The 23,825-nt window shown below is 35.0% G+C and carries 27 protein-coding genes; 18 read left to right on the top strand and 9 right to left on the bottom strand.

Annotation, left to right across the window (positions count from 1 at the left end; all coding sequences use genetic code 11):
• Nucleotides 1–18: 18 nt before the first annotated feature.
• From citC to citX, 5 genes are all read left to right on the top strand, one after another.
• A complete protein-coding gene (citC, locus tag LDM90_RS04210) occupies nt 19–1,074 on the top strand; it encodes a [citrate (pro-3S)-lyase] ligase (protein WP_223896533.1) in 1,056 nt (351 codons plus the stop codon).
• Nucleotides 1,064–1,360, top strand: a complete 297-nt coding sequence (citD, locus tag LDM90_RS04205; RefSeq protein ID WP_034979687.1) for a citrate lyase acyl carrier protein — start codon at nt 1,064–1,066, stop codon at nt 1,358–1,360. The genes citC and citD overlap by 11 nt, the downstream gene beginning before the upstream one ends.
• Nucleotides 1,361–2,275 carry an aldolase/citrate lyase family protein gene (locus LDM90_RS04200; RefSeq protein WP_109586341.1) on the top strand — a complete coding sequence of 305 codons (915 nt, stop codon included), beginning with the start codon at nt 1,361–1,363 and terminating at the stop codon, nt 2,273–2,275.
• Nucleotides 2,265–3,803, top strand: coding sequence for a citrate lyase subunit alpha (citF, locus tag LDM90_RS04195; protein ID WP_308443169.1), 1,539 nt, complete (start codon nt 2,265–2,267; stop codon nt 3,801–3,803). Before LDM90_RS04200 ends, citF begins: the two co-directional genes overlap by 11 nt.
• A gap of 85 nt (nt 3,804–3,888) precedes the next feature.
• A complete protein-coding gene (gene citX, locus LDM90_RS04190; protein WP_223896535.1) occupies nt 3,889–4,437 on the top strand; it encodes a citrate lyase holo-[acyl-carrier protein] synthase in 549 nt (182 codons plus the stop codon).
• Between the two features lie 2 nt (nt 4,438–4,439).
• On the opposite strand, the gene LDM90_RS04185 is transcribed toward citX, so the two are convergent.
• Nucleotides 4,440–5,384 (bottom strand): sugar-binding transcriptional regulator, encoded by a 945-nt coding sequence (locus LDM90_RS04185; protein WP_198211895.1) that lies wholly within the window; start codon nt 5,382–5,384, stop codon nt 4,440–4,442.
• 132 nt (nt 5,385–5,516) lie between these two features.
• Nucleotides 5,517–6,017: a Cys-tRNA(Pro) deacylase gene (gene ybaK, locus LDM90_RS04180; protein ID WP_223896536.1), complete on the bottom strand. Its 501-nt coding sequence runs from the start codon at nt 6,015–6,017 to the stop codon at nt 5,517–5,519.
• Nucleotides 6,018–6,080: 63 nt separating this feature from the next.
• On the opposite strand from ybaK, the gene prmA reads away from it, so the two are divergent.
• The 6 genes from prmA (at nt 6,081) to LDM90_RS04150 (ending at nt 14,122) form a co-directional block, all read left to right on the top strand.
• A complete protein-coding gene (gene prmA / locus LDM90_RS04175; RefSeq protein WP_223896537.1) occupies nt 6,081–7,025 on the top strand; it encodes a 50S ribosomal protein L11 methyltransferase in 945 nt (314 codons plus the stop codon).
• 418 nt (nt 7,026–7,443) lie between these two features.
• Complete coding sequence (locus LDM90_RS04170; RefSeq protein WP_198211890.1) at nt 7,444–9,684, top strand: RelA/SpoT family protein; 2,241 nt, start codon at nt 7,444–7,446, stop codon at nt 9,682–9,684.
• Nucleotides 9,684–10,121, top strand: a complete 438-nt coding sequence (gene dtd, locus LDM90_RS04165; protein WP_034979714.1) for a D-aminoacyl-tRNA deacylase — start codon at nt 9,684–9,686, stop codon at nt 10,119–10,121. The genes LDM90_RS04170 and dtd overlap by 1 nt, the downstream gene beginning before the upstream one ends.
• Before the next feature lie 270 nt (nt 10,122–10,391).
• The gene (gene hisS / locus LDM90_RS04160; protein ID WP_223896538.1) at nt 10,392–11,678 is read left to right on the top strand and encodes a histidine--tRNA ligase; all 1,287 of its coding nucleotides are present in this window, start codon (nt 10,392–10,394) and stop codon (nt 11,676–11,678) included.
• Nucleotides 11,679–11,681: 3 nt separating this feature from the next.
• Entirely contained in the window at nt 11,682–13,523 is a 1,842-nt protein-coding gene (gene aspS, locus LDM90_RS04155; protein WP_223896539.1) for an aspartate--tRNA ligase, read from the top strand.
• Between the two features lie 98 nt (nt 13,524–13,621).
• Nucleotides 13,622–14,122: an NUDIX hydrolase gene (locus tag LDM90_RS04150; RefSeq protein ID WP_223896540.1), complete on the top strand. Its 501-nt coding sequence runs from the start codon at nt 13,622–13,624 to the stop codon at nt 14,120–14,122.
• A gap of 50 nt (nt 14,123–14,172) precedes the next feature.
• Here the strand turns inward: LDM90_RS04150 and tpx are convergent, their stop codons facing one another.
• Both tpx and LDM90_RS04140 read right to left on the bottom strand, forming a co-directional pair.
• Nucleotides 14,173–14,667, bottom strand: a complete 495-nt coding sequence (gene tpx, locus LDM90_RS04145) for a thiol peroxidase (RefSeq protein WP_034979750.1) — start codon at nt 14,665–14,667, stop codon at nt 14,173–14,175.
• Nucleotides 14,668–14,757: 90 nt separating this feature from the next.
• A complete protein-coding gene (locus LDM90_RS04140) occupies nt 14,758–15,942 on the bottom strand; it encodes a pyridoxal phosphate-dependent aminotransferase (RefSeq protein ID WP_223896541.1) in 1,185 nt (394 codons plus the stop codon).
• A 160-nt stretch (nt 15,943–16,102) separates the two neighbouring features.
• Between LDM90_RS04140 and msrB the strand changes: the two genes are divergently transcribed.
• On the top strand, nt 16,103–16,534 hold the full coding sequence (gene msrB / locus LDM90_RS04135) for a peptide-methionine (R)-S-oxide reductase MsrB (protein ID WP_034979756.1): 432 nt from the start codon (nt 16,103–16,105) through the stop codon (nt 16,532–16,534).
• Nucleotides 16,535–16,591: 57 nt separating this feature from the next.
• On the opposite strand, the gene LDM90_RS04130 is transcribed toward msrB, so the two are convergent.
• From LDM90_RS04130 to LDM90_RS04110, 5 genes are all read right to left on the bottom strand, one after another.
• Nucleotides 16,592–17,470: a YitT family protein gene (locus tag LDM90_RS04130; protein ID WP_187160172.1), complete on the bottom strand. Its 879-nt coding sequence runs from the start codon at nt 17,468–17,470 to the stop codon at nt 16,592–16,594.
• Nucleotides 17,471–17,604: 134 nt separating this feature from the next.
• Nucleotides 17,605–18,141, bottom strand: coding sequence for a peptide-methionine (S)-S-oxide reductase MsrA (msrA, locus tag LDM90_RS04125; RefSeq protein ID WP_223896542.1), 537 nt, complete (start codon nt 18,139–18,141; stop codon nt 17,605–17,607).
• A gap of 131 nt (nt 18,142–18,272) precedes the next feature.
• A complete protein-coding gene (locus tag LDM90_RS04120) occupies nt 18,273–18,473 on the bottom strand; it encodes a P-loop NTPase family protein (RefSeq protein WP_223898696.1) in 201 nt (66 codons plus the stop codon).
• Nucleotides 18,440–19,423, bottom strand: a complete 984-nt coding sequence (locus LDM90_RS04115; protein ID WP_223896544.1) for an ABC transporter transmembrane domain-containing protein — start codon at nt 19,421–19,423, stop codon at nt 18,440–18,442. Before LDM90_RS04115 ends, LDM90_RS04120 begins: the two co-directional genes overlap by 34 nt.
• Before the next feature lie 95 nt (nt 19,424–19,518).
• Complete coding sequence (locus LDM90_RS04110) at nt 19,519–20,346, bottom strand: pyruvate, water dikinase regulatory protein (protein WP_034979765.1); 828 nt, start codon at nt 20,344–20,346, stop codon at nt 19,519–19,521.
• 174 nt (nt 20,347–20,520) lie between these two features.
• Between LDM90_RS04110 and rpsU the strand changes: the two genes are divergently transcribed.
• From rpsU to LDM90_RS04080, 6 genes are all read left to right on the top strand, one after another.
• Nucleotides 20,521–20,697, top strand: a complete 177-nt coding sequence (gene rpsU / locus LDM90_RS04105) for a 30S ribosomal protein S21 (RefSeq protein ID WP_009560161.1) — start codon at nt 20,521–20,523, stop codon at nt 20,695–20,697.
• Between the two features lie 138 nt (nt 20,698–20,835).
• Complete coding sequence (locus LDM90_RS04100) at nt 20,836–21,279, top strand: GatB/YqeY domain-containing protein (protein ID WP_034979771.1); 444 nt, start codon at nt 20,836–20,838, stop codon at nt 21,277–21,279.
• Nucleotides 21,280–21,303: 24 nt separating this feature from the next.
• Nucleotides 21,304–22,254 (top strand): PhoH family protein, encoded by a 951-nt coding sequence (locus LDM90_RS04095; protein ID WP_223896545.1) that lies wholly within the window; start codon nt 21,304–21,306, stop codon nt 22,252–22,254.
• Nucleotides 22,255–22,259: 5 nt separating this feature from the next.
• Complete coding sequence (gene ybeY, locus LDM90_RS04090; protein ID WP_223896546.1) at nt 22,260–22,781, top strand: rRNA maturation RNase YbeY; 522 nt, start codon at nt 22,260–22,262, stop codon at nt 22,779–22,781.
• On the top strand, nt 22,781–23,689 hold the full coding sequence (gene era / locus LDM90_RS04085) for a GTPase Era (RefSeq protein ID WP_223896547.1): 909 nt from the start codon (nt 22,781–22,783) through the stop codon (nt 23,687–23,689). Before ybeY ends, era begins: the two co-directional genes overlap by 1 nt.
• A gap of 1 nt (nt 23,690) precedes the next feature.
• Nucleotides 23,691–23,825: recombination protein O N-terminal domain-containing protein (locus tag LDM90_RS04080; RefSeq protein WP_223898703.1), on the top strand; the 135-nt coding region annotated here is incomplete at its 3' end.

Below are 23,825 nucleotides of genomic sequence, written 5' to 3'. Positions count from 1 at the left end.
AAAGTGAGAATGAAACAAATGGATAAAACCGTAGAACTTTTTTTAACTTTACCGGAAACCAAAAAAAGGTGGCAAAAATTCCTGATTAGTCAAGGAATTAACAATTTTAGCTCTCGTGAAGTTGCTGTGATTGATCATACAGTTGGCCTAATTGATGAAGATGGTCAGTTGGTAGGCACAGGTAGCATTGCTGGAAATGTTCTCAAATATATTGCGGTTTCAAATGATGAATCTGTTCAGGGAGCAAGATTTAATCAAATAGTTTCGGCACTACAAGAATATCTTTTTAGTCAAAGAATTTATCATTCGTTTGTATTCACTAAGTCAAAATATTCATCCAGTTTTTCTCATTTAAACTTTAAGGAACTAGCTCATACTGATGAGGCTGCTTTTTTAGAGAGTGGCACACCAAATATTCAGGATTTTTTGGCAAAAATTCCCATAATAAAAGACCAAAATCATAAAAAAGTTGCAGCAATTGTCATGAACGCTAATCCATTTACTTTAGGTCATCAAGGGCTGGTAAAACTTGCTAGTAGCGAGAATGATCTGGTATACGTGTTTGTTGTTGCTACGGATGCTTCGTTATTTAAAACGAATGAAAGAATGGAACTTGTAAAAAAAGGAACATCTGAGTACAAAAATGTGTTAGTAGTTAGTGGTGGGGACTATTTAGTTTCTCAATCAACTTTTCCGGCATACTTTTTAAAATCACCTGATGAACTGATCGCTACGCAAACAGAAATTGATGCATTAATTTTTAGAAATACTATTGCATCGAAATTGGCAATAAAAAAGCGTTATTTAGGTACTGAACCATTTTCAAGAACAACTAATTTCTATAATCAAAGCTTAAAAAACACACTTAGTCCGAAAATTGACGTTGAAATTGTTAAGCGCTTTTGCAATAACGATCAAATAATTACAGCTACACGAGTCCGTCAGCTGATCAAAAGTAATAATTTAAAAGAAATTTCAAATTTAGTTCCACCAACTACTTTTGATTTTATTAATAAAAACTATCAAATTTTACAAGAAAGAATAAAGAAAGGAATGAACATCAATGGAAATTAAGACTGTTGGAGTGGCAGGAACTTTAGAATCTTCAGATATTCAAATAATGGTATCAGCTGGTCAAAATGGCGTTGAAATTGATTTGGAATCCGAAGTAGCCAAATCTTACGGGGATCAGATCAAAAAAGTAATAACAGATGTACTTAAAAAATTCGGAATTGAAAATGCAAAGGTTAAAGCAACTGATAAAGGCGCTCTTGACTGCGTAATTGCTGCACGTACATTGGCTGCAGCTCAAAGAGCAACCGAAACCACAGATAAACCAAGATTGGAGGTACTACAATAAATGACTTACGTAAAAAATCGTTTGCGTCGAACTATGATGTTTGTGCCGGGAAATAATCCAGCTATGGTTAAGGATGCCGGTATCTATGGTGCCGACTCTATTATGTTGGATTTGGAAGATGCAGTATCTCTAACTGAAAAAGATGCAGCGAGAATGTTAGTATTTAATGCTATAAAAACTGTTGACTTTGGTGGTGCAGAAGTAGTTGTCAGAATTAATGGTCAAGATACTCCTTTTTATGACGAAGATGTAAAGGCAATGGTTCGAGCTGGCGTTGACGTTATTCGTCTGCCAAAAACAGAATCAGCTGCAATGATTAAAAAATTAGTAGCAGATATGGAAAAGGCAGAAGAAGAATATGGCGTTGAAAAAGGTTCTATTGGAGTAATGGCTGCGATTGAAAGTGCCAAAGGTGTTCTTAATGCACCTGAAATTGCTACTGCAACACCTTTGATGATGGGCTTGGCAGTTTCTGGCGAAGATTATACTGCTGATATGCACACTCACCGTTATCCTGACGGACGTGAACTTGAATTTGCTCGTAATATGGTTTTACAAGCTGCTAGAGCTGCAGATGTTTATGCCTTCGATACAGTTTTTTCAAATATGAATGACACAGAAGGATTTTACCGCGAGACAAAATATATTTATGAACTTGGTTATGATGGTAAGTCTTTGGTCAATCCCCGTCAAATTCCAATGGTTAATAAAGTATTCAACCCAACTAAAGACGAAATTGAAAATGCTCTTGCTGTGCAAAATGCAATTCAGGAAGCAAAAGCAAAGGGTTCTGGAGTAATTTCGATGAACGGTAAGATGGTTGACAAACCTGTAGTTGAAAAAGCTGATCGTGTTATTGAAACAGCAAAAGCTTCGAATTTAATTGATGAGGAGGGTAATTACATTGGAGAATAAAGTAAAGCGCAATTTGCCAGATGATTTGATGACTGATATGAATCTAAAACCATTTAAGTCTGTTGTAGTTGGCAATCCTGAAGTAAAGAGAGTTGCACCCAAAGTGCAAGTTACCACCGGCGAATCAAAAGTGGTCGATTCTTTAGAAGAAGTTATCAAAAAGACGCTAAAAGATGGTATGACTATCTCGTTTCACCATCACTTTAGAAATGGCGATTTTGCTTTTAACAAAGTAATGGATTTAATTATTAAAATGGGTTATCAAGATCTGACTTTAGCTCCTTCTTCTTTGACTGGTGTTATGAATGACAAAGTAATTGAAGCAATTAAAAAGGGTGTCATTACCAATATTACTTCTTCTGGAATGAGAGGCAGCTTAGGGGATTTTGTTTCCCACGGTGGACTTAAGAATCCGGTAATTTTCCGTTCTCACGGCAATCGGGCTCGTTCAATTGAAGAAGGAGAAATCAAAATTGATGTTGCTTTTTTAGGTGTTCCCAATTCTGATCCTGCAGGAAATGCTAATGGTCAAGAAGGAGATGCTGTATTCGGTTCTTTAGGTTACGCATTGATTGACTCTCAATATGCGGATAAAGTAGTTTTATTGACAGACAACATTGTTGATTATCCAAATACTCCTGCTTCTATTAAACAAACTCAGGTCGATTACGTTGTTAAGGTTGATCAAATAGGTGACGCGGATAAAATTGGTTCAGGAGCGACTCGTTTTACTAAAGATCCAAAAGAGCTGAAGATTGCGCAAACCGTTAATCAGGTAATTACTAATTCACCTTATTATAAGCAAGGATTTTCTTTTCAGACAGGATCTGGCGGAGCTGCTCTTGCTGTGACTAGATATTTAAGAGAATCAATGTTAAAAGATGGCATCACAGCATCGTTTGCTCTAGGTGGCATTACCAAGCCCACAACCGACCTACTTGAGGAAGGCCTGGTCAAAAAAATTATGGATGTACAGGATTTTGATAAAGGTGCTGCTGCATCAATGGCTAAGAATAAAAATCAACAAGAGATTGATGCATCTTGGTACGCCGATCCTCACAATAAAGGGGCAGTAGTTAATAATTTAGATGTTGCTATTCTTTCGGCTTTACAGATTGATACAGATTTCAACGTTAACGTAATGACCGGTTCTGATGGTGTTATCCGTGGTGCTGTTGGTGGTCACCAAGATGCAGCTGCAGCCAAAATGACTATTATTACTGCTCCATTGGTACGCGGACGAAATGCGACTGTTGTTCCAGCAGTTGAAACAGTTGTAACTCCTGGTGATTCAATTGATGTTTTGGTAACTGAAAGAGGAATTGCAATTAATCCACGTCGTAAGGATCTCATAGATGCTTTTGCCAAAGTGCCTGAACTTAATGTAGTTGATATTAGGGAACTTCAAAAAATGGCTCAACAACAAGTTGGAGTTCCAAAACCACTGGCATATACTGATCGGACTGTTGCTCTTATTCAGTATCGAGACGGCACAATTATTGATACTATTAAGCAAGTAAAAGACTAATTATTTATTTTAAAAAAAGTGTGAGAATGAGCTTTAACTTGTTCTCACATTTTTTGGCTATAATATAAAAAGAGGAGGATGTCAGATGGTAAAAACAATTTTTGCTGAAGGTAAGCCTCAGAGTATAGCTGAAGTACTGGAAAATAAAGATGAACGAGTCAAGCTTCAGCAAGAAATTTTGCAAAAGTTTCCAAAGATTACACTATTGGATGTTAAATTGAATATTCCCGGACCTATTAAAAACAATTGTTATTTAGAAAAAATATTTGCCGAAGGTATTTTTGATTTAGAAAAAATTTTTCAAAGCAGTAATTTGCCTTTTATTCTTTATGAACATTGGGAAAAAGTAACTGGTCCAGAAAATTTTTACCTTGTTAATAGTAACTACAGAGTTGTAAAAGAAAAAGCAGTTGAATTTGAAGATCATCAAAAACTAAATCGACTTTTTGATGCTGATGTGTTGATTAATAAGCAAAAACAGGCTATATCCCGCAAAGAATTGGGTATGCCTGTTCGCAGATGTTTTTTATGTTCAAGACCTGCCAAAGAATGTGCTCGTTCGAGAAGACATTCAGTCACGGAATTACAAAATTATATCACTAATTTGTATAGACAGGAGATAACGTCTGATTAAAACTAAAGAGTGTCATTCTTATGTAAAACTCTTTCTGCTATTCCACTAGTAGTGATCAAGTGAGTAATTACGCCTGTCCTTAACGCTCCCAAAAGAGCATCTTCTTTAAAGCGATTTCTAACAATTACAAAGCGATCAGGAATTGCAAAAATATTAGAGAGGCTGATACCAGATATATGTGGTTCAATGGGACTATAAAAGCGTCCTTTAATATCATAAGGCCTGCCAAAAATAATTCCTGCTAATTGATTTTTCTCCAGACCAGCAAAAAGTTTGTCAGCATAATGATCCATAAAGAATTGACCTGATTCTAACGACTGGAATGTTCCGATACTTGCAAATACTAGGTCGAGCTGTGAGAAATATTTTTCTATGTATTCATAATATGGTTCTTTATGAACCTTTTTTACTAAAGTTGGATCAATCGCATAAAGAGGGGCAGGAAAAGTTAGACATTTTGCGCTGAACTTATTGGCAGCATGTTGAATCAATGGCAGTTTACGCTTGCTTGCATTAACCACTTGACCTAACAACTGTACAAAAGTCAAATCATCACGCGTTTCTACTGAAAAATCATCAATAATGTCTCTTAAGAGAGTTCCCCAAGTTAAACCAATGACATGAGCGGAATTAATATAATTCTGTATTTGTTTAGCTGCAAAGTTAACAATCATTTCATTATCTTGATTTTTGGTTTCTTTATCTTCTAAGATATAAATTTCTTTTAAATCAAAGAGTCTTTGGAATTCACGCTCAAGTTTTTGTGCCCGTTTAGGACTTTGATAAATACTAATTTTCACAATTCCCTTATCTTCGGCTTCTTCTATTGCTTTAGCTATAAGATAACGAGAGAGATTATACTTTTTCGAGATTTCTGCAATGTTCAGCTTGCTCAAAAAATAGTCATGTGCGATATTCGCAAGTTGTTCATCTGTTAACAATGTCATTTGCTTATTCCTATTCTTTATACTTTACATTTGTTTTAATTATATTAGAAAAAAAGCTTTAATACTATAACTTAAGTAACTTTTAAGGAGAAAAATTTTTAGTAAATGAGACGAAATCTAAATTTGACTTTTTTATTCAAGTAAATCACAAAACTTTGCATGTGTAATTTTTTGCAAATCTTGAGGTTTTAGAAATACACTACGTCCTATTTTGCCACTTGAAACAGCAACATTTTCTTCACGAACCATACTATTGTCCAAAAAAATGGGAAAGTGATGTTTAAAATAAATCCCAATAGGAGTATTGGCACCATGTACATAACCGGTAGTCTTTTCTAAATCTTTCAGAGGCAACATTTCACATTTTTTATTACCTGAATTTTTTGCTAGTTTTTTCATACTTAAATGTTCAGTTACTGGAATTACAGCTACTAAAGCAGGTGTCTTATTTCCGAAGCACACGAGAGTTTTATAGACCAAGTGCTCTTTCTCGTTTAAAATAGATGTATCCATTTTTGCCACACCACCTGAGTCTTCATGTGTAGCAAATTCTGCTTGGCGATAAGAGATTTTATTTCTATCCAATATTTTTTCAACAAGTGTTTTTTCAATCTTATTTTTCTTTTTTGACATTATGATCACCTTTTTAATGATAGCATTGATAATAGGGAAAATAAAAAGGGAGTTAAAAAAATAATGAAATTATTAATTATTAAAATAGAAACTAGTCATGAAGTTGAAGATGCACTAAATATATATAGTCATGATGTACTGCACTGTTTGGGCACTGAAACACGAAGTCGTTCGGACTTCGAACAAGCAGGTTGGGAATCTGATTCAACTATTGTTAAATTAGACGAAATAAAAGATTTACCTGAGGATATGCAATTCTTAGCGTATTTTGACACAGAACAAGATAAGGCTGATTTAGTTAAAAAGTACCAAAAAAAGTTGTCTGAATTAAAAAGCTATGGTTTGAAAATAGGCCAGGCTAAAGTGAGTGCTTCTTATATTAAAGATGAAGACTGGAATACAGTATGGCAAAAATTTTATCATCCAATTGCCTTTTCTAGACACCTTGCAATAGTACCTGAATGGGAAGAATATGAGCCTGCATTTAAAGACCAGAAAGTAGTTAAGCTTGATCCAGGCCTAGCATTTGGAACAGGTTCACACAAGACCACTCAACTAGCATTGCTAGGACTGGAACAAACTTTAATCAAGCCAGAGACTGTTTGTGATGTTGGCACCGGTTCTGGAATTTTAGCTATTGCTTCATCTGTTTTAGGAGCGAGATCGGTTTTAGCAACGGATATATCTGACGAGGCAATAACTGCTGCTAATGAGAATATATCTTTAAACAATTTAAATAATATAAAACTACAGAAGACGAATTTATTAAATAAAGTTAAGGGTAAATATGATATTATTGTAGCAAATATTTTAGCTGAAATTTTACTTGATTTAATTCCAGAATTGAATGAACATTTAAATTTAAAAGGAAGAGTGATTTTTTCTGGGATAGATTGTGACCAGATTGAAAAAATCAAGAAGGCATTGACCGTAAATGGGTTCCATATTATATTGTCAATGCAGCAGGGACGTTGGATTGGGCTAATTATTGAAAGAAAAGATAACTAAAAAGAGTTATAATAGATAATTAAATTAGTAAGGAACTGACAAGTTGATTGATAAACTAAAAAATATTCCTTTTTTTAAAAAGTTAAATAGCTATAAGATAACACCAGTAATTTGCTGGAGTATATTAGTCATGATTTTGCCACTCTTATTTAGCCTGTTTTCAATAGGGACTATTTATCGTGTGGGTCTCTTATTTATAGTACTCAACAGCATAATCAGCTATCACATTGGCAAATTGATTAAAGCACTTAATTTAAGGCACTATTGGCTATTGTTTATGCCGGGCTGTTTTTGCTTAATTGTTTTATTGAAATATGCCAATTACAATTTTTTATTTGGGTTAATTTACCTGATTTTGGAAATATTTGGTTTAATGGATAATCAAATCTATGGTTAATGCTAGAAGGGGCGATATTCTATGTCAAAGTATATTGAAATGACACATGAGCAGGTGATAGATACCTGTAAAAAATATATGAATGATGATCAAATTGCATTTGTTGAAAAAGCATATAAATTTGCTGAAAATGCTCATAAAGATCAAAAAAGAGCTTCTGGACAACCGTACATCGTTCATCCTACCCAAGTTGCCGGCACTCTTGCTCAATTAAGTCTTGACCCTGATACAGTAGCTGCGGGATTCTTACATGATACTGTAGAAGATACCCCAGTGACCAATGACGATATTAAAGAAAACTTCGGTAAAGATGTAGCTTTTATAGTAGATGGCGTTACTAAGTTAAATAAATACCAATATAAATCACACCAAGAATTTCTAGCTGAAAATCACAGAAAAATGTTGATTGCAATGGCAAAAGATATTCGTGTGATTATGGTCAAGCTGGCAGACAGACTGCATAATATGCATACACTAGAGCATTTACGCCCTGATAAGCAACGCAGAATTGCATCGGAGACAATGGATATATATGCGCCTTTAGCCGATCGTTTGGGTATTGGAACAGTTAAATGGGAACTCGAAGATATGAGTTTTCATTATTTAAATCCAAAAGCATATTACCGCATTGTTAATTTAATGAGTCTTAAACGTAGTCAAAGAGAAAAATATATTCAAGATGCGATCAAGACACTTAAAGAAAGCTTGGATAGTCTGGGAATCAAGTATGAAATATATGGTCGTCCAAAGCACATCTATTCTATTTATAAGAAAATGGTCAACAAGCATAAAGATTTTAATGAAATTTATGACTTGTTAGCAGTACGTGTGATTGTTAAAACAGTTAAAGACTGTTATGCGGTTTTGGGTGCTGTTCATACTAAATGGAAACCAATGCCAGGTCGCTTTAAAGATTATATTGCTGTACCTAAAGTTAACGGTTATCAATCACTTCATACTACGATTATTGGCCCTGGTGGCAGACCTCTTGAGATACAAATCAGAACTGAACAAATGCATGAAGTTGCTGAATACGGTGTGGCTGCTCACTGGGCATATAAGAGGGGAAATTTTAAAGGCGTAGAACAAACCAGTTCAAATGAAAAATTGGACATGGTCCGTGAAATTTTAGAATTAAAAGATGAAACTTCAGACGCTGATGAATTCATGAAAAGCGTTAAAAGCGAGATCTTCTCTGATCGCGTTTATGTTTTTACTCCTAAAGGTGAAGTTTATGAACTGCCAAAAGGTTCAGTTACCTTAGATTTTGCTTATGAAATCCATACTCAAGTGGGTAGCCATGCAGTTGGAGCTAAAGTCAATGGCAAATTAGTACCATTAGATTATAAGTTAAAAAATGGTGATGTCATTGAAATCATGACTCAATCTAATGCCACTCCATCACGAGACTGGGTAGATCTGGTTAAGACCTCACGTGCACGCAATAAAATTCGCCGTTACTTTAGAAATCTTGATCGTGACCACAGTATTGAACAGGGCGAGCAAATGGTTGCAGACAAATTGCGTGAGCAAGGACTTTCACCCAAAGTATTTATGTCTAAAGAACATATCGAGCCTCTTTTAGAGCAAATAAATTACCACACTGCTGATGAAATGTATGCTTCAATCGGCTTTGGTGATCTCTCGGCAATTGGTGTGGTCAACAGGCTAACTGCGGATATCCGGCACGAAAATGAAAAGAAAAAGCAACAGCAACTTGAAGAAGAAATTCTGAATTCTGGGCAAAAATCTGTTTCTGAAAATCCACCAAGTAAAAAAGATTCTAAGGCAATGAAGATCAAGCACAAAAATGGTGTCATGATACAAGGCATAAGTGACCTGATGCTTCATTTGGCCAAGTGCTGCAACCCAGTACCAGGAGACGACATTGTCGGCTATGTTACTAAAGGTCGGGGCGTGACAATTCATAGAACAGATTGTCGCAACATTGTAAATAATGACGAAAGCAAGGGCAGACTGATCGAAGTTCAGTGGGAAAATGTTGAAGAAAACAGTGCTCAGGCATTTAATGCCAATATTGAAGTTTTTGGTTACAACCGAGGAAAGCTGCTTACTGATGTTATTACAAAGTTAAATACGTTAACACCGAATATTAATAATATTTCTGGTAAGGTTAACGAAGATAATATTGCCCATATATATGCTACAGTGGCAGTCAACAATTCAGCTCAATTAGATGGAATTTTGACAAAGTTAAGGGATATACCAGACGTATACCAGACAAGGAGGGCTGATAATTAATGCGGGTTGTGATTCAAAGAGTTAACAGGGCTAGTGTAAAAATAGCTGAAAATACAGTAGGACAAATTTCCAAGGGTTTATTACTGCTAGTTGGTTTAAAAGAAGGCGATGGAGCTGACGTTGTTAAAAAAGCTGCAGCTAAAATTGCTAAAATGCGTATATTTGAAGATGAAAATGGTAAAACTAATTTAGCAATTAAAGACGTAGACGGACAGATTTTAAGTGTCAGTCAGTTTACATTGTTAGCAGATACCAAAAAAGGCAATCGACCAAGTTTTATCAATGCAATGAGACCACCAAAATCAAAAGAGTTATGGGAACAGTTTAATGAAGAATTGGAGAAACTGGGTTTAACTGTAGAAACAGGTGAATTTGGTGCTGACATGCAGGTTGATTTACAAAACGATGGTCCTTTCACAATTGTATTGGATTTGTAAATATCATGCATAGTAGTACTACAGGTTGACTTTTTGCTAGGAAAACTATATTCTAAAAAAGAATTATCAATGACAAAGACTGAAGTTTAGTATTTTTATTCAGAGACCACCTGTTTTTAGTGGAAGGGTGGTAAAAAACTAACTGTGACCCCTTTACCAGATAATGATCGCATCGCGAGCGTTATTCGCAGCAGGTAAAAGGTGGTACCGTGCTAAATCAGAGCGCCCTTGATTTGTTCAAGGACGTTTTTTTATTAAAAGGATGATTAAATGAGAGTTCAAAGACCTAAAGGAACAGTTGACATTTTGCCAGATGAATCTGGTTCATGGGAAAAGGTGGAACAAATTTTACGTGACTTTTTTAAACGAGCAAATTATCGCGAAATTCGCACACCCAGCTTTGAAAATTACAATGTTTTTTCACGTTCAAGTGGTGAAACTTCTGATGTAGTTGAAAAAGAAATGTATGATTTTAATGATAAAGGTGGCAGACACATTGCCTTAAGACCTGAAGGGACAGCTGGAGTTGTGCGTGCTTACGTTGAAAATAAGCTTTATGCACCAGAAGTAGCGAAGCCTTTAAATGTTTATTATATTGAATCAACTTTTCGTTATGAAAGACCTCAAGCAGGTCGTCAACGTGAATTTCACCAAATAGGAATTGAAAGCTTTGGTTCTTCTAATCCACTAGCTGACGTAGAAACAATTGTCCTGGCTCATGATTTATTAGCCAAACTCGGTGTAAAAAATTATGAGTTACATATTAATACGCTGGGTAATGCACAAGTTCGTCAAGATTATCATGATGCACTGGTCAATTATTTTAAGCCTGTCAGAGAAAAGCTTTCAGAAGACTCAAAGAGAAGGTTAGAAAAGAACCCTTTGCGTATTTTAGATTCCAAAGATGAACAGGATAAGCAATTTTTGCCTAAAGCACCTAAAATAGTTGATTATTTGGATCAAAAATCAAAAGAAAATTTTGACCAAATTCTAAAGATACTGGACCAATTAAAAATTAATTATGTGATTGATAATGATTTAGTTCGCGGACTTGATTATTATACTGGTGTAATCTTTGAATTTATGGTAGAAGATAAAAGTATTTGGGAATCTGCATCTGCAATTGTAGGTGGTGGCCGCTATGATAATTTAGTAGAGGAATTTGACGGACCAAGAACACCCGCAGTCGGTTTTGGTATAGGCGAAGAACGCTTGATGCTGGTTTTACAAAAACAAAATCCCGAACTTTTTAAAGATCAGGGTATTGATTTCTTTATTGCCAATATTGGTCAAGGAACCGAAGTAAAAACTGTCGAAATTGCTCGTTTGTTGCGTAAGCAAGGTTTAAAAGTTCAATATGATGTTGATCAAAAGAAGTTAAAAGCCCAATTTAAAAAAGCGGATAGAGCTAAAGCTAAATACGTCATTACACTTGGCGACAAAGAGTTAGCTGCCGAAGTTTTAAATGTTAAAAGACTTGCTGATGCTAAAACATTTAAGTTTAATTTCAACGATCTCGAAGATATGAATGCGGTAATAAAACAATTAAAGGAATAAAAAATGGAAAAAAGAACTGACTATTGTGGTAATATCACATCAAAATTTATTAATCAGAGTGTAAATTTGTACGGCTGGGTACAACGTGTGCGAAATCTAGGTAATCTGGTGTTTATTGATTTACGCGATCGAGAAGGTCTTGTCCAAGTTGTAGTTAATCATGATTCAGGCCAAGAGTTAATGGCTATTGCAGATTCACTAGGAAATGAATATGTAATTCAGGTTAAAGGTAAAGTAGTTAAGCGTTCAAGTATTAATCCTGACATGAAAACGGGAGAAGTCGAAGTCGAGGCTAAAGAAATCAATGTGCTGAACAAAGCCAAGAATCCGCCGTTTGAAGTTAAAGATAATGTTGAAGTTGCCGAACAGACTCGGCTAAAGTATCGCTATTTGGATTTGCGTAGACCCAACTTGCAAAATGCTATCATTTTACGGTCAAAAATTTTACGAGCAACACATGAATTTTTTGATCAAAATGGTTTCATTGACATTGAAACACCAATTTTAGGAAAGTCTTCACCTGAAGGTGCTCGTGATTATTTGGTACCATCTAGAATTTATCCTGGCAGTTTTTACGCTCTGCCACAATCTCCCCAGCTTTTCAAGCAGCTATTGATGGGAGCGGGATTTGATAAATATTATCAGTTAGCTAGATGCTTTAGAGACGAAGATTTGCGGGGTGACAGGCAACCTGAATTCACTCAGATTGATATGGAAACTTCTTTTACCGATGAACAGCAGGTACAAGACTACACTGAAGGCTTGCTCAAGAAAATCATGAAAGACGTAATGGGAATTGATCTGAAAACTCCAATTGACCGCATTTCTTGGACAGATTCAATGAATAATTACGGAACAGATAAACCAGACACTCGTTTTGGCATGTTGATTCACGACTTAAGTCCAATCTTTAAGGATAGTGCTTTTAAAGTCTTCTCTGGTGCTATTGCCAATGGTGGCTTTGTTAAAGGGATTGCAGTTAAAGATGCTGCTCAAAAATACTCTCGCAAACAAATTGAGAAAAAGCAGGACTATATTAAGCGCTACCATGCAAAAGGTTTGGCTTGGGTCAAATTTGAAGATGGTGAGTTCTCTGGTCCAATTTCTCGATTCTTAACTGATGAAAATAAAGCTTCTTTAATCAATGAATTTAACTTGCAAGGCGGCGAATTAGTCGTATTTATTGCTGACAAATGGAAAGTTTGCTGCGACTCGCTTGACCATTTGCGTCGTGAATTCGCTAAAGAAACAAATATTATTCCAAAACATGTATTTAACTTTGTGTGGGTGGTTGATTGGCCATTATTTGAATATGATGAAGGATTCGGTAGATGGATTGCAGCGCACCATCCATTCACTATGCCCGATGATGAAGGTATTAAATTATTGGATACTGAACCGCACAAGGCTCACGCTCGCAGCTATGATATAGTTATGAACGGTGATGAATTGGGTGGAGGTTCAATACGTATTCATAAGCGTTCAATTCAGGAAAAAATGTTTAAAGCACTCGGTTTTACCAAAAAACGTGCCTATGAACAATTTGGCTACCTTCTTGAAGCTTTGGATATGGGCTTTCCACCACATGCTGGACTTGCCATCGGGCTTGACCGTTTTGCAATGCTGCTTGCTGAAAAAGATAATATCCGTGATGTATTGGCATTCCCGAAAAATGCCAATGCTTCAGAACCAATGATGCATGCACCTGCTCCTGTATCTGAACAACAATTAACTGATTTGGGTATTGAGGTCGAAGATAAGTATCAAGACGATGTAGCTAAAATTGAAGCAAACTTGAAAGTACAAGCCGAAAAAGATGCTGCACAAAATACCAGTTGGGATTAAAGAGAAGACAAAAATAAAAATAGCATGAAGAATTATGCTCTTCATGCTATTTTGTTCACTTATTGTTAAAAAAATGACCTGAATTAGGAGGAATTCATATGACTAATCAATTTCATCGAGCTTTTGGTTGTTATGGCATTATTGGCGATTCAAAAATGTTGGTAGTGATTAAAAAACATGGTGGTCCTTATATTAATCGCTACGACTTACCAGGAGGTAGTTTAGAAGAAGGGGAATCATTAAACCATACAGTTAAGCGTGAAGTAAATGAAGAAACAGGCCTAATAGTTCAAGATTACAGACAAATTGGTGTTACTTCGTTTAAATACCCTTGGGATTATGAACAATGGCATTTTAATCAACATATTTGCGTTTTTTATGAAATAAAGAAAACTATTGGTAAAGTTCAAGGAGAAGTTAAACAATTTGCCGGTCAAGACTCTTTAGGAGCAATCAGCATACCATTAGCAAAGATAAGTATTGCAAATTCTTCGCCTTTAGTAGTTAAAGCCAAGCAATTTTTATTAAACCCAGATAATTTTGATTTAGCAGATCAAACTTTTGATAAGTGGATTGTACTTGATAAACCTGTTTTTTAAAGTAAAAAAAGCGGTTAAGGAAATCATTTCCTTAACCGCTTTTAACTAGATTATTTTAAACTTTGTAAAAAATCTAAAGCCTTATCGTAATTGGGCTCGTTAGTTAATTCCTGAATAAGTTCTTGGTACAAAACTTTTTTATCTGCATCAACGATCCAAACGCTTCTGGAATCTAAGTTATTAGCTTCAATAAATAAGCCCATGTTTTTACCAAAATCAAAAGAATCATCAGACAAGAGTTTCATCTTTGAAACGCCTTCAGCTGCACACCAGTTTTTCTGCTCTTCTGGAGTATTGGTAGAAATAGTATAAAAATTGATACCGTTAAACTTATCAACTTCACCGTTAAAACGTTTAGTAGAAATACTGCAGACGCTGGTATTAATATTAGGTACTACACTGATTAAAGTAGGCTTGTCAACTAATTCTTCCATTGAAACAATAGAACCGTCTGCCTGCTTTACCTTGAAACTTGGTAATTCTTCTCCCACTTTTGGTGGTTCGCCATTTGTTGACAGAGGTTGACTTTTCATTGTTACTTGCATAATCTTAACCCTTTCTCTTGTTAAAAATATAAACGACTACACTATAAATTTTAAACTACTAGAGTTGAATACCCCAAGAAATTAGCTTTTTTAGTTATTATTAGTGTAATCAGTAATGCGCTTAATAGCCTCTTTGAGCTTTTCTTCAGAAGATGCATATGAAAAGCGAACGTATCCATGACCTCCAGCACCAAAATAACTTCCAGGTGTTACCCCAACTTTTGCTTTTTCAGCCAAATCTTCAGCAAATGCGACATCATCGCAGCCGAATTTGCTTGGTATTTTAGCAAAAATATAAAAAGCTCCTTCTGGTGTAGCCATGGTATAGCCGTTCTTCTTTAGACCATCCTGAAGAAGATACAAACGCTTTTGGTATTTTTCCCTGGCTTCAATATAGTCTTGATCACCATGTTCTAATGCCTCTGAAGCTGCAATTTGAACATTATCAGTTACAGAAGAAATCATGAATGAATGTATTTTGATCATTGACTTCATTAACTCAGCAGGACCAGCGATATAACCAATTCTCCAACCAGTCATTGCAACGCTTTTTGACAGCCCCGATAACAAAACAGTTCTTTCAGGAATAATCTGTGTAAGAGAGTAATGCTTTTTTTCACCGTAAATTAATTCCGCATAAATTTCATCACTTACTGCAAATATATCGTATTTAGTGATAACGTCTGCCAACTCTTGTAAGTTTTGCTCTGAGTATACTCGACCTGTTGGGTTAGAGGGGTCAGTTATTACAACGGCCTTTGCTCCTTTGCCTTCATTTTCAAGCGTTTCAGTCAGCTTTTTGGCTGTTAAAAGAAAATTATCAGCAGAAGTATCAACTTGAATAGGTATTCCACCGGCCATTTTTATAATACCAAAATAAACTTCCCAAACAGGAGTAGGAACAATGATTTTCTCACCAGGATTTAGCAAAGACATGGCGGCAATATTCAGTCCTTCTGAAACACCTACAATAGCACAAATTTCACTTTTAGGATCATAGCTTACACCCAAACTCTTTTTTAAATATTTGCTGACGGAACTTAAGTATTTTTCCTTTCCAGCTTCTGGAGCATAATGAGAGTCATTGCTATTAATATCATTAATTGCCGCTCGTTTTATATGTTCGGGAGTATTTAAATCGGGCTCACCAATAGTTAATTTTATTATTCCAGGAATTTGAGAAATTTTTTGACTAAAAGATCTGATTTCAGAATTAGGCAAGTTTCTAATTCTAGAATTTATTTTTGCAGATAAGTTTTTTGCTAAATGTGGCATAACATAATAAGATCCTTCCTATTTTTCTTGAAACCATATTATAACCCAGCCTGAACGTAAATAAAATTAAGAAAAAGTATTATTTTACTGAGTTTAAAATTAGTACATGCTTGTTTATTTTTGTTATATTGAATATATCAAAGTAAGGAGTGTGTGATATATGGATCAAAATGAGAAAGATAAGAGACTAAAGCAGTTAACTCCAGATCAGTACCAAGTGACTCAACAAGCTGCAACTGATTATCCATTCAAAGGAAAATACGATGATTTTTATCAAAAAGGAATTTATATTGATATTGTATCAGGTGAACCACTCTTTTCAAGTGAAGACAAATATGATGCAGGGTGTGGCTGGCCTAGTTTTACACGACCTATAAAAAAGTTAGTTTATCACCGTGATCAATCTCATAACATGGAACGAACAGAGGTCAAGAGTCCTGAAGGTGACTCTCATTTAGGACACGTTTTTGATGATGGTCCAACTGATAAAGGAGGACTTAGATATTGCATTAATTCGTCAGCTTTAGATTTTATACCTTATGATCAGTTAGAGCAAAAAGGCTATGGAGAATATAAAAAGCTCTTTAAATAATAAAAATTATGTAAAAAAGAACATGCTAAACCTAGTCATGTCCTTTTTTAATATCCATTAAACTATTTCTTGTTCCTTAAAACTGCCATAAACACGTTCTACTTCTGTTACACTCATAAACGCATAAGGGTCACTTTTTTTCACGATGTGTAAGACATCGTACATATCATAGCGATCAATCACAGTTATCAAAACTTTTTTCTCATTATGACTGTAAGCTCCTTCAACATCATGAAAAATAGTGATGCCACGGTGCATTTTTTCCTGAATTCCATCAATAATAGCATGGGGCTGTTCTGTAACGATGGTTACCTGCAGCTTTTGGTGTTGAGTATAAACGGCATCAATTACGCGTCCGTTGATAAAAATTGTCAGGGCAGAATATAATGCACGCGTCCAGCCGAAAGCAAATCCAGCAGCAGCTATAATTATTAAATTAATTAAGATACTGATTTTACCGTAACTGGTTCCTGTTTTTCTCTGAATGACTATGCCTATAATATCAAGTCCACCTGTAGATATCCCGTTCTTAAGTGCAAAGCCTGTTCCCAAACCATTGATCATACCACCAAAAATTGCACAGACAAGTGGATCAATGTGCATGTTAATTGGTTGCACTACTCGCATCATAATTGATCCGAGTATGACTGTAATGACTGTAAAAAACGTAAATTTATGTCCAATTTTTATCCAGGCAAGCAAAAGCAAAGGTAAGTTCAAAACAAAATATAAAGCCGAAGTTGATAAAGTAACAGGTAAATAACGTTCGCTCATAGTATTGATTAATTGGGCAAAACCAGTTATTCCAGAAGAATACATGTGTCCTGGTGTCCAAAAGAAATTTAAAGCCACAGCTACGGCTAAAGAATAGAAAAATGAGGCAGAAATTTTAGAGAGTAGATTATAGCGCCGATTAAATGCGTCAAGCTGGTCCATTATTCAATTATTCCTTTTTGAAAAAATGCTAATTAAAAATAATAAATACTAGTTTTTATATAAAAACTAGTATTTTTCTTAAGTATACTAACACATTTACGTGAAATTTAAAGAGGTTTTTAATTTATCTTTGATTAATTTTGCCAATGTTTCTTGATGAAATCTTCTCTGCCACCAGATTCTTCTATACTATAACGTAGGGGATTTTTTTTGTAAAAATCTTGATGATAATCTTCAGCAGGATAAAATGGCTTCGCAGGTTCAATTTTAGTAACTATTGGCTCATCAAATCTGCCACTAATTTGCAAATCTGCTCTGGACTTTTCTGCTGCTTCTTTTTGCGCATCTGAATTATAAAAAATTACGGGGCGATAATTATCGCCACGATCTTGAAATTGTCCTGATGCATCAGTGGGATCAGTTACTTGCCAATAATAGTCAAGCAACTTTTCATAAGGCAAAATTTTAGGATCATAAGTGATTTCTACTGCTTCAGTGTGTCCCGTTTCACCCGTACACACTTCTTCATAGGTTGGATTTGGCACATGTCCACCGGTATAACCCGAAATTACTTTTTTAATGCCGGGAAGGGAATCGAAAGGTTTTACCATACACCAAAAGCAACCACCGGCGAAAATAGCTGTATCTAATTTTTCTTTATTTTCATACATAAAACTACACGCTTTCTATTGCTAGATCAGATTACTGCTTTACTCCATTTTATTTTGTATAGTAATTTACTGCAATTGATGAGCTTAAAATTATTAAACTTAGTAAATAATTAACTTAAATCTTTTCTTTATCATAAAGCATACTGATCAAGTTCTATTACTTTATCATATTTTTTAGCAAATGCGGGCTGAACATTGTGTTCAATATCAATCACTGTGCCCGGGAAATTGAGAATCAAGTCAAAAAATTGCCTGTAGCTTTCTTTATCTAAACCTGATAATGCTTCATCATCAATTTCTAGCACAGTATCATCTGTAAATTTTTGAGACACGATATGTTAATTGGTTTTTCTTTGTTAGAAATAATATTTTTGCATGAATCAATTAATGGTCGGCTAGAAAGTAACTGGTTAGTGAATTGAATAGAACTAATTATGGGACTTGTAACCCTGTCTGCTGCTAAATAAAAGGACATTAATGCACCAGCAGTTAATTGACCAATGCTGACAAAGTACACGCCCAAACCCAAAGAAAGAATGGTAGATAACGAATAGAGCAAGTTAGAAACAAATCGTGAATGTTCCTTGTCCGCATCCATTTGATAATATTTATTTTCCGCATCATTTAAGAGATTGCTCAGTTTATCCTTAAAGATTAACAAGCTTTCAAATCTTTTGATGGTATAAAAGCCGTTAAAATATTCAGTGGTGTGCAGTGAATAACGCTGGTATGACTTGTTCCAACGGTCAGTTGATTTACTTAGCCATTTTTTAAAAACAAAGAGAACTAATGCTGGTATAAGACCTAATGCTAAATAGGTAAGGCCTAAAATAGGGTTGATCCTAATTACGAAGAATAAAGTTATTACTGCTTGCTCAATGCAATAAATGAGCATAATTACAGAATCAATGATCTGGTTTTCAAATTGTTTGATAGTGACATTGATAAAATTTAAAATTTTACTCGACTGTAGTTGTGGATGATCATTGTAGTTTGCAACTGCCTGACTTCTCAGCCATTTGTTAATAATTCTTCTGATATTCAGGCTTAATAGGCGCCAAATCCAAAAAGAAGTGTTAACTAAAACAAAACACAGTAAAAATACTACTAATAGGACGAACGAAGTAGAAAATTCTTTTTTACTGATATTATCCATTAATTTACCAATTAGGATTGGGCTAATGATGCCATCTAATGCTGTGATTCCGCCAAAAATAGCGATTAAGATCAGTCTGAGAACAACCACTCTTCTGATTGATTTATTAGCTTGTTTGTTTGTCATTATTTTTCCTCAGTTGGCTTCAATAGTTTAATTTTTTAATATTAAATTAATTATATGGAAGTTAAATAATGAAAACAATGCAAACAAAGAAAAAATTAGTTTTGAACTCCTAAGTGGTTCATGATAATTGCTGCAGTCTCTTCGATCGAACGGTGAGCAACATTTATTACAAAGCAACCAAGCTGATCATAAAGCTTTTGTGCTGAATCCAATTCTTTTTTTATGGCATCGATATTAGAATAGGAGGTATCGGGATTTAAACCATAGGAAATCATTCTTTCACGTCTGATTTCATTTAACACAGAAAGGTCATTTGTCAAACCAATAATTTTTTTAGGATCAATTTGATATATTTCTTTCGGGATATGGGTATCTGGAACTAATGGCAGATTTGCAACCTTGAGATTTTTATTAGCTAAAAACAATGATAAGGGAGTTTTCGACGTACGCGATACTCCCAAAAGTACGACATCAGCTTCTAAAAACCCCTTAGGGTCTTTGCCATCATCATACATAACCGCAAACTCCATAGCTGAAATGCGATCAAAGTATTTTTGATTCATTTTATGCTGAGCACCTATTTTTTGTTGCGGTTTCAAACCAGTTAATTTTTGAATCGATTCGATAGCAGGAGATAAAATATCAACACTTTGAATATGGTGTTCTCTAACAAACCGAATAACTGGTATTTGCATTTCATCTTTTACCAGACTGTAAATAAGCAATAAATTTGGATATTGAACTATTTCTTCAAAGGTCTCTTCTAATTTCTCCTTATTAATTATAAACGGATATCTTCTATAATTAATTTGCGCATCAGGAAACTGGGCAGCTGCGGCAACAGCATTATTAAAAGCAGTATCCCCAGCAGAATCTGAAATTATTATTATGTTGACTTCTTTTTTTGTTGTTTCTTCAGCCATTATTTACTCCTTTTTCTTCAATTATACAATTTAACAAAAATCATTAACAGGTTAAGTTTTTTCTATGAAAAATTTTAAAAATATTGTACGTTTGTATTGACCCACCGGTGATGTTTGATATAATTTAGTTAAATGTATGACGGTAACGTCAAGAAATGGAAGGAGGGATCACATATGGCAAAGACAGTCGTTCACGAAAACGAGTCTATTGATGATGCTCTTCGTCGTTTTAAACGTTCCGTTTCTAGAAGCGGTACACTACAAGAATACCGCAAGCGCGAGTTTTATGAAAAACCTAGCGTTCGTAGGAAGCTTAAATCTGAAGCTGCTCGGAAGCGCAGACATTATTAATTTATAAACGACTTTTATCAAGCAGGTAGAAGTCGTTTTTTATTAACAATAATTAAAGTTTAATGTTTTATTTAATTTAAACTAGGGTGTAAATTTGTTATAATTTACCTAGATTTTGTGAAGAAAGAGGGAATTCATTTGAGTTTATCTGAGCAAATAATGTCAGACATGAAAGAAGCGATGAAAGCTCGCGACAAGGTTAGACTGAACACTGTTCGTATGATCAAGTCTGCTTTAATGAATGAAAAAATTAAAGCAGGTCATGATTTGACCGCTGAAGAAGAATTGACGGTTCTTAGCCGAGAAAAAAAGCAGCGTGAAGAATCAATTGATGAATTTACCAAGGCTGATCGTAAAGACTTGGCGGATGAAACCAAACAGGAATTGGCAATTGTTGAAAGCTATCTGCCTAAACAAATGACGGAAGAAGAGCTCAATCAAGCCGTTTCATCGGCAATTGCCGAAGTTAATGCTCAAGGTAAATCGGATTTTGGTAAAGTAATGAAAGTTTTAATGCCTAAAATTAAAGGTAAAGCTGATGGTAAAGCAGCTTCTAATGCGGTGCGCAAACAGTTGAAATAGGCACAAGAAAAGGAGCAGAGTTATTTGGCCCAAACCAATTTTATCCCCAAAAATCCTGAGAACATCCAAAAATTAGTTGGTATTAATGATAAGAATTTAAGTCTTTTATCAACTGGATATAATGCCAGTGTAGTTGATACTGGCAACAGTGTAGCTGTTCAAGGTGATGACAATGACATCAAAAAAGTTTTAGCTGTTCTGAAAGCTTTAGATAGCGTTGTTAGTGCCAATATTAATATTGGTCCTGCTGACGTTGTCAGCGCAATGAAAATGGCTGATAAGGGAACAACTGAATATTTTCCTGACCTATATAAAAAGATTTTAATTCGGGATGCTAAAGGCAAGCCGATTAGAGTCAAAAATATGGGACAGAAAAAATATGTCGAAGCCATTGAAAAAAATGATGTAGTATTTGGAATCGGTCCTGCTGGTACCGGTAAGACGTTTATCGCCGTGGTTTGTGCTGTTGCAGCTTTTAAAAAGGGTGAAGTTTCAAGGATTATTTTGACCAGACCTGCAGTTGAAGCTGGAGAGTCACTGGGATTTTTACCTGGTGATCTTAAAGAAAAAGTTGATCCATACCTGAGACCCATTTATGATTCGCTTTATGCTATTTTAGGGACAAATACTACTGATCATTTAATGGAACGAGGAGTTATTGAAGTGGCTCCATTAGCATATATGCGTGGACGTACGTTAGATGATGCATTTGTTATTCTTGATGAAGCTCAAAATACTACTGATGCGCAGATGAAAATGTTTTTAACCAGGTTAGGCTTTAATTCGAAAATGATCGTTAATGGTGATATGACGCAGGTTGATCTTCCCGGTAAACAACACAGTGGTTTAATAGATGCTGAACGTATTTTGAAGAAAATTGAACAAATTAAATTTATCTGGTTTTCAGCTAATGATGTTGTTCGTCATCCGGTTGTTGCTAAAATTATTAATGCCTACGAAAAGGAAGAAAAATAGATTTAATGGATTCAATAGATATTACTTTTAATGATGAAGTTGGTTTTCTTGAAAATGAAAAACGTGATTGGCAAAAGTGGATTACCAATCTCCTTTTGCTTGCTAAAAAGGAAATAAATAAAAAGAACAATTTAGAAATGAGTATTAATTTCATTGATGAAAAACGCAGTAATGAAATTAATAAAAAATATCGCGGTAAAAACAGACCAACTGATGTGATTTCTTTTGCTATTGAAGATGGGGGAGATCAAATCGACTTTAGTGTGTTTGATGAGCCTGAATTCATTGAAGATATTGGTGATTTATTTATGTGTCCAAGCGTTATTATGCGACACAGTAAGGAATATGGTACAGGTTGGGATCGTGAATTCGGTTATACTTTAGTTCACGGCTTTTTGCATCTTAACGGATATGATCATATTGAACAAAACGAGGCAAAAACCATGTTTAAAATACAAGGAAAAGTGTTGGAAGATTATGGTTTGCCATTATATCCAGATCAGTTGGATGAAGGCAGAGGTAAATAATGGTTGAAAACAAGAAAATAAAATCTGGATTTGTTGCTTTGTTAGGAAGACCTAATGTTGGTAAATCTACTTTAATGAATTATCTAGTAGGGCAAAAAGTAGCAATTACTTCCAGTAAGCCACAAACTACGCGTAATAAAATTTCTGGAATTTATACAACTGATGAAATGCAGGCAATTTTTATTGATACACCTGGGATATTTAAGCCACACCTTGATTTAGATAATTACATGGATAAAGCCAGCTTATCTAGCTTGAACGATGTTGACCTCATTTTGTTTATGGTAGAACCGGAAAAAATGGGCAAAGGCGATGCTTATATTGCGGAAATATTGCAAAAGTCAAAAGTTCCCATTGTGCTCCTTATTAATAAAGTAGATCAAGTTAATCCAAATGAACTTTTACCAATAATTGATCAATATCGTAAGCTAAATATTTTTAAGGAGTTTTTGCCTATATCTGCAACTCAGGGAGTTGGAATTAGTGATCTAATTCAGGTTTTATATCAATATTTACCTGAAGGACCTAAGTATTATGGCACAGATCAAATAACAGATCGTCCTGAATATTTTATGGTTGCAGAACTGATTCGTGAACAAATTTTAAAGTTTACAGCTGAAGAAGTTCCTCATGCTGCTGCAGTTTGGGTGGAACAAATGAACAAGCATGAGAACAATAAGCTACAAATAGAGGCCACTATTTATGTAGAAAAAAGTGGCCAAAAAGGAATAATCATTGGTAAGGGCGGCAAGATGCTTAAGCAAATTGGTATCAATTCCAGACGACAAATTGAAGATTTATTAGGTGAAAAAGTTAACTTGCATCTTTGGGTAAAAGTCCAGCATAATTGGCGTTCTGATCCTCAATTTTTAAGGCAAATTGGTTATAACCTTAAGGATCTTGCCTGAGATGGCTCGTCAATTAAGAGAAGTGCAAGGGATAATTTTTAAAAGACAAAAGTATCATGAAGCTGATTTATTGGCTAAAATAATGACCGAAAAAATTGGCATAATTACACTTCTTGCCCGCGGTGCTCTAAAATCA

Source organism: Lactobacillus huangpiensis (genome assembly GCF_019972815.1).
Taxonomy (GTDB): Bacteria; Bacillota; Bacilli; order Lactobacillales; family Lactobacillaceae; genus Lactobacillus; species Lactobacillus huangpiensis.
Note: the sequence above shows the minus strand (reverse complement) of the source record. Positions and strands in the feature narration are given on the sequence as shown.